We start from the raw sequence: 13,198 nt of genomic DNA, 5'->3' as shown, positions 1-13,198 counted from the left end.
TTTTATATAAAATAGATTTTTATATCAAAATATATTTAGCAATAAAAATTGATTTAAATTAAAAATATTTTTATGACTGTAAAATTCTATAATCTTTCTAAATAAATATACAAAATATCGCACTAATGATTTTATTGGCGAGGATGGATTTCAATGCTTTTCGATCATACTGACCTCTTTGTAATGACATGTTTCGATCTCTAAGCGACCAAGCGTTTTTACATGGAAATTTTGGAGCTCAAGCTAGACGTTTTCGGAGAAAATCGTTTTGCACTCCGCTTCGGCAATCAGAAGATCAATCTCCATCAATATGGCAAAGAATATGAACTTAAAGCCCATCTGCCCGTTCCGCGTAGTTTGGAACTCTGTTTCATATCAAAACTTTCTATCGATAAAATCATTACTCACCTGAAAAAGAACAACTGTCCTGTTGTTGAAGGTCCTGTCGAGCGCACCGGAGCGAATGGGAAAATCCGTTCCGTTTACATACGGGTCCCCGATTTGAATCCGGTTGAAATTTCCGAATAGCTGAAATGCTAACTGATTGAACAGTTTCTTTTTAAAAATCAGCTCCCCTCTTTCAAGCCCGAAAATTTTTCAAACGTTAATATACAGAAAAGCCCGACCGTTAAGTCGGGCTTTTCTTTGATTCTAAAACCAGCCTGATAGTGGGCTTATTCAGCCGCTGTATGTGTCATATCAGACAACATGGCATTGGCTTTATCGCCACCATTGGCTTTGCGATGTTCATCAACGATCAGATCGTCACGAGCTGTTGCAATGCGACGGATCTGGGCAATTGTGCCACCGGTACCGGCAGGGATAAGACGACCAACGATAACGTTTTCCTTCAAGCCCTGCAAAGTATCCATCTTTCCGGCAACGGCTGCTTCAGTAAGCACACGCGTTGTTTCTTGGAAGGATGCTGCAGAAATAAATGACGGTGTCTGCAGTGAAGCTTTGGTAATACCCAGCAGAACAGGATTGCCGCTTGCCGGTTTCTTACCTTCTTCGATGAGCCGATCATTAACTTCCTGTAGCTCGATCCGGTCAACATGGTCACCCGGAATATAGCCGGAGTCACCGGAATCGGTAATTTCGACTTTTTGCAGCATCTGGCGAACGATGACTTCAATATGCTTATCGTTGATCACAACACCTTGGAGACGATAGACAGATTGTATTTCGTTGACGAGATAGGAAGCCAAAGCTTCCACACCCTTGATGGCCAGAATATCATGCGGTGCCGGATTGCCGTCGAGGATATAATCACCCTTTTCAATCTGGTCACCATCCTGCAGATGGAAAGGCTTGCCCTTCGGAATGAGATATTCCACAGGCTCGACCGTATCATCATTCGGCTCGATTGTGATGCGCCGTTTGTTCTTATAGTCGCGTCCAAAGCGGATTGTGCCATCAATTTCAGCAATAATAGCATGATCCTTCGGACGACGTGCTTCAAAGAGTTCGGCAACGCGTGGAAGACCACCGGTAATATCCTTGGTCTTGGCGCTTTCCATTGGTAAACGACCAATAACATCACCAGCCATTACATGAGCACCCGGTTCAACCGAGAGAATGGTTTCAACCGACATCATATAACGGGCATCACCACCCTTCGAAAGCTTGGCGATCTTGCTGCCTTTTTTATCAGAATAGATAACAATGGCAGGCTTAAGATCGGCGCCACGCGGATTGGCACGCCAGTCAATAACCTGACGTTTGGTGATACCGGTTGCTTCATCGGTCGTTTCTGTAACAGATAGACCATCAACCATATCCTCGAAGCCGATATAGCCTTCAACTTCGGTCATGATCGGACGGGTATACGGATCCCATTCGGCAATACGCTGACCACGTTTAACGACATCGCCATCGTCAACGAAGATGCGAGCACCATAGGTAATGCGGTGAGAAGCGCGTTCCTTACCGTTTTCATCCTTGATAAGGATAGCCATATTACGACCCATAACGACCAGATGGCCTTCAGAATTGCGAACAACCTTACGGTGGCGCAATTCAACCTTACCTTCATAGGATGCTTCCAGATAAGAGGTATCAACAACCTGTGCGGTACCGCCCAAGTGGAATGTACGCATTGTCAACTGTGTACCCGGCTCACCAATAGACTGGGCTGCAATAACACCGACTGCTTCACCCTGATTGACCGGCGTACCACGTGCGAGATCACGACCATAGCACTTGGCACAAACACCGATGCGGGTTTCGCAAGTCAGAGCAGAACGGATCTGGACAGACTGGATACCGGCAGCTTCAATCTTGGCAACATCCGCTTCCTCGATCATGCGGCCGCCTTCAACGATGACTTCACCCGTTGTCGGATGGATAATATCGTGAAGTGCGGTACGACCAAGGATACGTTGGCCGAGGGAGGCAACAACCTGACCGGCATCAACGATAGCCTGCATTGTCAGACCTTTGTCTGTTCCGCAATCAACCTCGGAAATGATAGCATCTTGCGCAACGTCGACAAGGCGACGGGTCAAGTAACCGGAGTTAGCTGTCTTCAAGGCTGTATCGGCAAGTCCCTTACGGGCACCGTGTGTCGAGTTGAAGTACTCGTTCACAGTCAAGCCTTCCTTGAAGTTGGAGATAATCGGTGTTTCGATGATTTCGCCCGAAGGCTTTGCCATCAAGCCACGCATACCACCCAGCTGCTTCATCTGGTTCGGCGACCCACGGGCACCGGAGTGAGACATCATGTAAATCGAATTCATCGGTTTTTGACGCCCTGTTTCGGGATCAAATTCAACCGCCTGAATGCGTTTCATCATCTCGTCGGCAACGCGATCGGTACATTTACCCCAAGCGTCGACAACCTTGTTGTACTTCTCACCCTGTGTAATAAGACCGTCATTATATTGCTGTTCATATTCCTTGGCCAAAGCCTCGGTTTCCTGAACCAGTCTTGCCTTGCTTTCGGGTATAACCATATCGTCCTTACCGAACGAAATGCCGGCACGGCAAGCATTGGCAAAACCCAGAGACATGATGCGGTCGCAGAACATCACTGTTTCTTTTTGTCCGCAGTGACGGTAAACATGGTCAATCATCTTGGAAATGTTCTTTTTGGTCATTTCCTGATTGACAATGTCGAACTTGATGTTCGGGCTTTTAGGCAGTGTTTCACCGATGATCAGACGACCCGGTGTGGTATCGTAAATCTTCGAAACAACATTACCCTCTGCATCAATACTCTTGACACGCCCTTTGATCTTGGTGTGAAGCGTCACAACTTTACTCTCCAAAGCGTGCTGCAATTCACCCATATCACCAAAAGCCATCCCCTCACCCGGCTCATGTTCGCAAACAATTGACAGGTAATAAAGGCCAAGCACCATGTCTTGCGAAGGAACAATAATCGGCGCGCCGTTGGCAGGGTGCAGAATATTGTTTGTCGACATCATCAAGACGCGGGCTTCGAGCTGGGCTTCGAGCGACAGCGGTACGTGGACAGCCATTTGGTCGCCATCGAAATCGGCGTTGAAAGCTGTACATACCAGCGGATGAAGCTGGATTGCCTTACCTTCGATCAAAGTCGGTTCGAAGGCCTGAATTCCCAAACGGTGCAACGTCGGAGCGCGGTTCAAAAGAATTGGGTGTTCACGGATAACTTCTTCGAGAATATCCCAAACTTCAGGGCGTTCTTTTTCAACGAGCTTCTTGGCTTGTTTTACGGTTGATGAATAACCCTTTGCATCAAGGCGTGCGTAAATGAACGGCTTGAATAGTTCCAAAGCCATTTTCTTCGGCAAGCCGCATTGATGCAACTTCAGTTCCGGTCCGGTCACAATAACAGAACGACCGGAATAGTCGACACGCTTGCCGAGCAGGTTTTGACGGAAACGTCCCTGCTTGCCTTTCAGCATATCCGACAGCGATTTCAACGGACGCTTATTGGCACCGGTGATGACACGACCACGGCGACCATTATCGAACAGCGCATCGACAGCTTCCTGCAACATACGTTTTTCGTTACGTACGATAATGCCGGGAGCGCGAAGCTCGATCAGACGTTTCAAACGATTGTTACGGTTGATCACACGACGATAGAGGTCATTCAGGTCGGACGTCGCAAAACGGCCACCATCCAACGGAACTAACGGGCGCAAATCCGGAGGAATAACCGGAATGACTTTCATAATCATCCATTCCGGACGATTTCCCGATTCAATGAAGTTTTCAACGATCTTCAGACGCTTCATCAATTTCTTGATTTTCAGGTCTGATGTCGTCTCTGCCAATTCGGTGCGCAAATCCGCAGCAATTTTCTGCAAATCCATTGCAGCCAAGAGCTCGTAGATAGCTTCTGCACCGATCAAAGCTGTAAACTGGTCGGGGCCGAATTCGTCAACTGCCATCATATATTCTTCTTCGGAAAGAAGCTGATGCATCTTGAGCGAGGTCAAGCCCGGTTCGGTTACAATGTAGTTTTCAAAATAAAGAACGCGCTCGATATCCTTGAGGGTCATATCAAGAAGCGTACCGATGCGGCTCGGAAGTGATTTCAAAAACCATATATGTGCGACTGGAGCAGCAAGTTCGATATGCCCCATACGTTCACGGCGAACACGTGAAAGAGTTACTTCAACGCCGCATTTTTCGCAGATAATGCCTTTATATTTCATGCGCTTGTATTTGCCGCACAGACATTCATAGTCCTTGATCGGCCCGAAAATACGCGCGCAGAAAAGCCCGTCACGTTCTGGCTTGAACGTACGGTAGTTAATGGTCTCGGGCTTTTTAATTTCGCCGTAAGACCAGGACAGAATCTTCTCAGGGCTGGCGATTGATATCCTGATGGAATCAAACGTCTGTGTAGGCGCCTGAGGATTGAAAAGATTCATGACCTCTTGGTTCATGCCGTTCTCCTTCAGGGGTTTTACTAAAAACCCGTTGCGATAGTTGTTTTTGTAAACTGTTAAACAAAAACCTATCTCAATAGAAATCTATTTGTTCGACTTAACAAAAGCCAATGGAGGCGCGCCCTCTTGGGCGCACCTTTCAGATTACTCGGCTGCATCCGGCAAGTTTTGCTGCTGAGCCAATAATTCACGCGTGTCATCAAGCTCGACATTGAGCCCGAGAGACCGCATTTCCTTAACCAGAACATTGAAGCTTTCCGGTATACCCGCTTCAAACGTATCATCGCCACGAACAATAGCTTCGTAAACTTTGGTACGTCCGGCCACATCGTCCGACTTCACTGTCAGCATTTCCTGCAAGGTGTAAGCGGCACCATAAGCTTCAAGTGCCCAGACCTCCATCTCGCCGAAACGTTGACCGCCGAACTGTGCTTTACCACCCAACGGCTGCTGGGTAACAAGCGAGTAAGGTCCAATCGAACGGGCGTGAATCTTGTCGTCGACCAGATGGTGCAGTTTAAGCATATAAATATAGCCCACTGTCACCTGACGATCGAAAGGTTCACCGGTACGGCCGTCAAACAGCTGAACCTGTCCTGAAGTTGCAAGCCCTGCTTCCTTCAACATATTGTTGATATCGGCATCATGTGCACCATCGAAGACCGGTGTCGAAATCGACACACCATGGCTCATCTGGTCAGCAAGACGAACAATGCTCGGATCATCGTATTCACGGATTGGCTCGTTACGGTCATTATCGGGAATAATATCCTCAATACGTTGACGCAACGGCTTGATATCTCCGCCTTTACGATAAGCTTCCAATAAATCGCCTATCTGCTTGCCAATACCGGCACAAGCCCAACCAAGGTGGGTTTCAAGAATTTGCCCGACATTCATTCGGCTCGGAACGCCCAGAGGGTTCAACACGATATCAGCGTGTGTACCATCTGCAAGGAATGGCATGTCTTCAATCGGCAGAATGCGCGAAACGACACCCTTGTTACCATGACGACCCGCCATCTTGTCACCCGGCTGGATTTTGCGCTTAACAGCAACAAAAACCTTGACCATCTTCATGACGCCCGGAGGCATTTCGTCACCACGCTGGACTTTTTCAACCTTGTCCATGAAGCGACGCTGGAGAGCATCCTTGGATTCGTCGTATTGCTTGCGCAATGCTTCAATCTCGCCTTGGAGCTTTTCGTCCTCAACCGCGAACTGCCACCATTGTGAACGCGGAAATTCGTTCATGACAGCTTCATTGAGGTTCGTGCCTTTCTTGAAGCCCTTAGGCCCTTCGATAGCTGTTTTTCCATTCAGCATATCAATAAGGCGTGCATAAACGCTGCGGTCCAGAATGGACTGTTCGTCATCACGGTCTTTGGCCAAACGCTCGATTTCTTCGCGTTCGATAGCCATAGCACGTTCATCTTTTTCAACGCCGTGGCGATTGAAAACGCGAACTTCAACGACTGTACCAAAAGCCCCCGGAGGCATACGCATTGACGTATCACGAACATCGGAAGCCTTTTCACCGAAGATAGCTCGCAAGAGCTTCTCTTCCGGTGTCATCGGACTTTCACCCTTCGGTGTGATCTTACCAACGAGAATATCACCCGGTTGAACTTCGGCACCGATATAAACGATACCTGCTTCATCAAGGTTTTTCAGTGCTTCTTCCGAAACATTCGGAATATCACGTGTAATCTCTTCCGGTCCAAGTTTCGTATCACGGGCAGAAACTTCATATTCCTCAATGTGGATTGAAGTAAATACGTCTTCTGCAACCATCCGTTCGGACAATAGAACAGCATCTTCATAGTTATAGCCGTTCCACGGCATGAACGCGACGAGAACGTTACGTCCGAGAGCCAAATCACCGAGATCGGTCGAAGGACCATCAGCAATGATATCGCCCTTCTCGATATGGTCGCCAACACGAACCAAAGGACGCTGGTTGATACAGGTCGACTGGTTGGAGCGTTGGAATTTATGCAAACGATAAATATCAACACCCGATTTGGTAGGGTCGAGATCCTGAGTCGCACGAATAACAATACGCGTTGCGTCAACCTGATCGACAATACCACCACGTTTGGCTGCAATAGCAGCACCGGAGTCACGAGCAACGATCGGTTCCATACCGGTTCCGACAAACGGTGCTTCGGCGCGAACCAGTGGCACAGCCTGACGTTGCATGTTGGAACCCATCAAAGCGCGGTTCGCGTCATCGTTTTCGAGGAACGGAATAAGCGCTGCAGCAACAGAAACCAACTGCTTCGGTGAAACGTCCATGAGGTCGATATTCTCGCGAGGCGCCATCAACACTTCGTTAGCATGACGACAAACGACGAATTCATCAACAAATTTGCCGTCATCTGACAAATTGGAATTTGCCTGCGCCACATAGTGCTTCGACTCTTCCATCGCCGATAGATAAACGACTTCGCGTGTAACCTTGCCATCAATGATCTTGCGATACGGACTTTCAATAAATCCATATTTGTTGACACGGGCAAATGTTGCAAGCGAGTTGATAAGACCGATATTCGGACCTTCCGGAGTTTCGATCGGGCAGATACGACCATAATGGGTCGGATGCACGTCGCGAACCTCGAAACCGGCACGTTCACGGGTAAGACCACCCGGTCCCAATGCCGACAGACGCCGCTTATGGGTAATTTCCGAAAGCGGGTTGGTCTGATCCATAAACTGCGACAACTGCGACGAACCGAAGAATTCACGCACAGCAGCAGCAGCCGGTTTTGCATTGATAAGATCTTGCGGCATAACCGTGTCGATCTCGATTGAAGACATACGCTCCTTGATGGCGCGTTCCATCCTCAACAAACCAATGCGATACTGGTTTTCCATCAGTTCACCGACAGCGCGGACGCGACGGTTACCGAGGTTATCAATATCGTCGATTTCACCACGACCATCACGCAATTCGACGAGTGTCTTGACGACCGCCAGAATATCCTCTTTCCGCAAAATGCGGATAGTATCCGGACAATCAAGATCAAGACGCATATTCATCTTTACGCGACCAACGGCCGAAAGATCATAGCGCTCCGGATCAAAAAACAGCGAATTGAACATTGCTTCGGCTGTTTCAAGTGTGGGCGGTTCGCCAGGGCGCATAACCCGATAAATATCGAACAGAGCATCCTGCCGACTTTGATTTTTATCGGCTGCGAGAGTGTTGCGAATATAAGCACCGATATTGACGTGGTCGATATCCAGCACATTGATTTCGTCAACATTCTGGTCAAGCAAAATCTGGAGTGTTTTCTCATCAATCTCGTCGCCGGCTTCAAGATAAATCTCGCCGGTTTCGTAATTGACAATATCTTCAGCCAGATACGAACCGAAAAGATCATCTTCCGTAGCCTTGATCTCTTTAAGGCCTTTTTCAACGAGTTGCTTTGCCGCACGTGCTGTCAGTTTCTTGCCAGCCTGTGCAACAACTTCACCCGTATCGGCATCAACAAGATCAGCCAGCAACTTCATTCCTTTATATCGTTCAGCCGAATAAGGAATACGCCAACCATCTTTGGCTCGTTTGAAAGTGACGGTATTATAGAATGTCGACAGGATTTCCTGTCCATCCATACCGAGTGCCATCAAGATACTTGTTACAGGTATTTTACGGCGGCGATCAATACGAGCATAAACAATATCCTTGGCATCAAATTCAATATCAAGCCAGGAACCGCGATACGGGATAATACGTGCAGCAAATAACAATTTGCCGGAAGAATGGGATTTTCCCTTATCGTGATCAAAGAATACACCCGGTGAACGGTGCATCTGTGAAACGATAACACGTTCCGTACCATTAACAATAAAGGTACCATTTTCTGTCATAAGGGGCATATCGCCCATATAGACATCCTGTTCCTTGATATCTTTAATATCCTTGGAACCGGTATCTTCATCAATATCGAACACGATCAAACGCAGCGTCACCTTGAGAGGTGCCGCATAGGTAAGATCGCGTTGCCGACATTCTTCAACATCGAATTTCGGTGGATCAAATTCGTAACGGACGAATTCGAGCATGGATGCACCCGAAAAATCCGTTATCGGAAACACCGACTTAAATACAGCTTGCAAGCCTTCGTCTTTTCTTCCTCCCTTTGGTTCATCAACCATCAGGAACTGGTCATAAGAAGCCTTTTGAACCTCGATAAGGTTTGGCATCTTGGCCACTTCGGGAATCTTTCCGAATACCTTGCGCACGCGCCTGCGACCGTTAAATGAAAGGGTCTGAGCCATCGTCGCTCCTCGATTTGTGCCCTTCGGGCAGTTATACTCCCTAGAGGCAATACATCATCAATCTGCATGAAGCAGACCAGTTAAAGTAGACCAAAAAATGACCTACATCCTACTTATTTTATACGCCATCCGGTAAAACGGATGACATTGGCAACCCCCATGCTACCGGAGCGCCTTGTTTTCTCAAAGACCGACGACCAACCATCCAATCGTTGATTCTAATGTCATGTCCCTGAACGGTTTAAACCCGTTTCCGGACAGCCACCGAACTGTCAGGAAAGGGGTTCAATCCAAAGTCCGTCTTCCAGCTCTTTCGAGTGGAACCGGTGGGTAAGCACCCACCGGCTTTACGAACTTATTTAAGTTCAACCTTAGCGCCAGCCTTTTCAAGCTGTTCTTTAAGTTTCTCTGCTTCGTCCTTCGAAACGCCTTCTTTAACAGGCTTCGGAGCACCTTCAACCAAATCCTTGGCTTCTTTAAGTCCAAGACCTGTAATGCCACGAACTTCCTTGATGACGTTGATCTTCTGGGCACCGCCAGCAACGAGAATAACGTCAAATTCGGTCTTTTCTTCAGCAGCCGGAGCAGCAGCGCCGGCAGCGGCAGCAACTGCTACCGGAGCAGCAGCAGAAACGCCCCATTTTTCTTCAAGCATCTTGGAAAGCTCTGCAGCTTCCAAAACGGTGAGGTTGGAAAGGTCTTCAACGATCTTTGCGAGATCAGCCATTTTTATATTCCTTCAATTAAAAGGTTTAACCAATTGTTTAACAGCGAACCGGCTAAAAAGATTTTCCTATCTTTTTTAATAACCGGTTTGCGAAACAGCCTTAAGCCGCTTCGCTCTTGCGGGCATATGCGCCAATAACACGTGCGACCTGACCAGCAGGTGCCTTGACAACCTGAGCAATGCGGGTAGCCGGTGTGGAAATCATTCCGACCAGTTTTGCACGCAACTCGTCGAGCGACGGCAATGAAGCCAAAGACTTCACGGCATCCGCGTTCAAGTTGGTGGTACCCATTGCACCGCCAAGAATGACAAGTTTGTCATTAGCTTTAGAAAATTCGACAGCAATTTTCGGTGCTGTCACCGGATCCGAAGAATAGGCAATCAGTGTCTGTCCGGTGAACAGATTTGAAATTGATTCCGAATCCGTGCCTTTAAGAGCGATCTTGGCAAGGCGGTTTTTTGCGACTTTTACGGAACCGCCAGCTTCACTCATTTTCGAACGCAGTTCGTTCATTTGTGAAACTGTCAGACCGGAATAGTGAGCCACAACGACCGAACCGGACTCTTTTAAAGCCCCATTGAGCCATGTGACAAATTCGCGTTTTTCCGCTCTATCCACTGTCTCTCTCCATTTAACAGGTTTTATCAAAAACCCGTCGGGTTGCCTTGAGATAACAGAAACCATTTCCGTTATCAGTGAGGATCCTGTCCCCTTCTTCACGCTTTTTACAGCGCTCAAAGGCAACGCTGGTTCAAACCTTTTAGTCTCAAAAACATCCAGGTCATTACCCCAGTCTCATGCAGGTTTAACTCTATTAAGACACTCACCGTGTCACCCACAATCTCGGACAGGACATTCCGGGTTTCCCCGGTATGACCCGGGCTTCTTTAAAAAGCCCGGATTGATACACCAGCCAACGGCCGGTTGAATTCTTATTGCTCCGGACGGACCGAAGCCAAATCGATCTTGACACCAACACCCATTGTTGACGACAGACCGACGCGCTTCAAATAGTCGCCTTTTGCGCCTGACGGCTTTGCTTTCAAAACAGCATCAGCGAATGCTTTCACATTCTGGGCAATCTGCTCGGCACTAAAGGAAGCTTTGCCAACACCTGCATGAACAATACCGGCTTTTTCAACACGGAATTCAACGGCACCACCTTTTGATGCCTTTACTGCAGCTGCGACATCCGGAGTAACAGTACCAACTTTAGGGTTTGGCATCAAGCTACGCGGTCCGAGGATTTTACCCAGACGACCAACCAGTGGCATCATGTCCGGTGTAGCAATACAACGATCAAACTCGATTGTACCGCCATTTACAGTTTCAAACAAATCTTCTGCACCAACAATATCGGCACCGGCAGCTTTTGCTTCTTCAGCTTTATCTCCACGAGCAAAAACAGCAACGCGTACATGACGTCCTGTTCCATTCGGGAGATTGACAACGCCACGAACCATCTGGTCTGCATAACGGGGGTCGACGCCCAAATTCATCGTGATTTCGATTGTTTCGTCAAACTTGGCAATCGCACGATCTTTGACCATCTTGACCGCTTCGTCCAAAGGATAATACTTGTTAAAGTCTACACCTTCACGGATTTTCTTAAGTCTTTTTGCTATCTTCGCCATGATCTTAGCCCACCACCTGTAGACCCATTGAACGGGCTGAACCTTCAATCATGCGCATCGCAGCTTCAACGTCATTGGCGTTAAGATCTTTCATCTTAGCTTGCGCAATTTTACGAACTTTGTCGCGAGAAATCGTTCCGGCAACTGTCTTGCCAGGCTCTTTTGAGCCCGATTTCAAATTGGCTTCTTTTTTCAAGAAATAAGAAACCGGCGGCGTTTTCATCGAGAATGTAAAGGATTTGTCCTGATAATAGGTAATAACAACCGGAATCGGAGAATTCTTTTCCATTTCCTGCGATGCGGCGTTAAACGCTTTACAAAATTCCATAATGTTGATGCCGCGCTGACCAAGAGCAGGTCCAATTGGCGGAGACGGGTTTGCCGCTCCTGCCGGAACCTGCAGCTTAAGCTGGCCTGCAATTTTTTTAGCCATAATAATCTGCCTTTTTAACTATGCCGAAAACCGGCGGTTTGATGACCGGTAAAACCGGCCTTGCAGTTTTGTGGTCTGGTTTTTGCAACCGGCTAGAGCCGCATTCACCTTCCACAACTCAATTCTCAAAAAGCACTTTAAAAAGCACTTCTTGAAAAAATACCTCAAAGCTTTTCCACCTGACCGAAATCAAGGTCAACAGGAGTAGCACGTCCAAAAATAGAAACTTCAACTTTCAGGCGGGATCTTTCATCCTCGACTTCCTGAACGATTCCGTTAAAGGAAGCAAATGGGCCATCGGCCACGCGAACTTGTTCGCCCACTTCAAACGAAACAGAAGACTTCGGACGCTCGATTCCCTGTTGAACCTGGTTAAGTATCTGGTCAGCCTCACGATCAGTAATCGGAACCGGTTTCGAATCCGACCCCAAAAAACCGGTTACCTTCGGCGTATTTTTTATCAGATGATAGACATCATCCGTCAAATCAGCACGAACCAGTACATAACCGGGGAAAAATTTCCGCTCGGAATCAACTTTGCGCCCACGCCGAACTTCAACCACTTTTTCAGTCGGAACAAGAATCTTCTCAAAGAGATGATCCAAGCCTTTCAGCTTTGCTTCCTTTTCAATAGCCTCTGCAACTTTCTTTTCAAAATTTGAATAGGCTTGAACAATATACCAACGTGCAGCCACGGTTACTTTTCCTTGAACTATTAGCTGAAAAGACGTTTCAGGAGAGCGATACTCTCCCAAACACCAAAATTCATAATCTGGTCTGCGATAAAAAAGAATGCAGCTGCAAACGCTGCCATCAAGACAACCATAACCGTTGAAATTGTCGTTTCGCGACGAGTCGGCCAGGTGACTTTTGCAGTCTCGGCACGGACCTGCTTGATAAATGTAATGGGATTTGTCTTGGCAGCCATCACTTTTCCTACATTTTTTCTTTAAAATTATCGCGAATCACAAAGTCAACTTCAAACATGCCAAAACCGCGAAAAGCTTTTACACAAGCTTCACGCGATTTCATCGTTAACACTAAATAAAGCGTTATTCATAAAAATACAAGCCAAATTTTTGAAGCAACTGCTTCATATGATTTGTAATTTTATTTCATGAAGCCAGTTTCAATCACAGGCACAATGCACAGAGCACCTTCTGCCCTTAATAACTTTTTTTATGCCATTTTCAAAAAAACGGACGAAACCAGCCAGTCCCGCCTATTCGCGTT

General features: G+C 47.3%; 9 protein-coding genes. 1 reads left to right on the top strand and 8 read right to left on the bottom strand.

Annotated features, from left to right (window positions below; translation table 11 throughout):
- The first annotated feature begins 222 nt into the window (after positions 1–222).
- Complete coding sequence (locus H3S83_RS06055) at positions 223–528, top strand: VOC family protein (RefSeq protein ID WP_246741718.1); 306 nt, start codon at positions 223–225, stop codon at positions 526–528.
- 146 nt (positions 529–674) lie between these two features.
- Here H3S83_RS06055 and rpoC read toward each other — a convergent pair whose 3' ends face one another.
- From rpoC to secE, 8 genes are all read right to left on the bottom strand, one after another.
- The gene (rpoC, locus tag H3S83_RS06050; protein ID WP_078039398.1) at positions 675–4,883 is read right to left on the bottom strand and encodes a DNA-directed RNA polymerase subunit beta'; all 4,209 of its coding nucleotides are present in this window, start codon (positions 4,881–4,883) and stop codon (positions 675–677) included.
- A gap of 147 nt (positions 4,884–5,030) precedes the next feature.
- On the bottom strand, positions 5,031–9,170 hold the full coding sequence (rpoB, locus tag H3S83_RS06045) for a DNA-directed RNA polymerase subunit beta (protein ID WP_198239181.1): 4,140 nt from the start codon (positions 9,168–9,170) through the stop codon (positions 5,031–5,033).
- 355 nt (positions 9,171–9,525) lie between these two features.
- Complete coding sequence (gene rplL / locus H3S83_RS06040) at positions 9,526–9,897, bottom strand: 50S ribosomal protein L7/L12 (protein ID WP_077971165.1); 372 nt, start codon at positions 9,895–9,897, stop codon at positions 9,526–9,528.
- 100 nt (positions 9,898–9,997) lie between these two features.
- Positions 9,998–10,516, bottom strand: a complete 519-nt coding sequence (gene rplJ / locus H3S83_RS06035) for a 50S ribosomal protein L10 (protein ID WP_077971163.1) — start codon at positions 10,514–10,516, stop codon at positions 9,998–10,000.
- Positions 10,517–10,830: 314 nt separating this feature from the next.
- A complete protein-coding gene (gene rplA, locus H3S83_RS06030; protein WP_077971161.1) occupies positions 10,831–11,532 on the bottom strand; it encodes a 50S ribosomal protein L1 in 702 nt (233 codons plus the stop codon).
- 4 nt (positions 11,533–11,536) lie between these two features.
- Positions 11,537–11,965 (bottom strand): 50S ribosomal protein L11, encoded by a 429-nt coding sequence (rplK, locus tag H3S83_RS06025; protein ID WP_077971159.1) that lies wholly within the window; start codon positions 11,963–11,965, stop codon positions 11,537–11,539.
- A gap of 164 nt (positions 11,966–12,129) precedes the next feature.
- Entirely contained in the window at positions 12,130–12,660 is a 531-nt protein-coding gene (gene nusG, locus H3S83_RS06020; RefSeq protein ID WP_077971157.1) for a transcription termination/antitermination protein NusG, read from the bottom strand.
- Between the two features lie 20 nt (positions 12,661–12,680).
- Positions 12,681–12,893 (bottom strand): preprotein translocase subunit SecE, encoded by a 213-nt coding sequence (gene secE, locus H3S83_RS06015; protein ID WP_077971156.1) that lies wholly within the window; start codon positions 12,891–12,893, stop codon positions 12,681–12,683.
- Between the last annotated feature and the right edge of the window lie 305 nt (positions 12,894–13,198).

Origin of the sequence: Bartonella sp. W8122, from assembly GCF_016102485.1 — a bacterium.
GTDB lineage: Bacteria > Pseudomonadota > Alphaproteobacteria > Rhizobiales > Rhizobiaceae > Bartonella > Bartonella apihabitans.
Note: the sequence above shows the minus strand (reverse complement) of the source record. Positions and strands in the feature narration are given on the sequence as shown.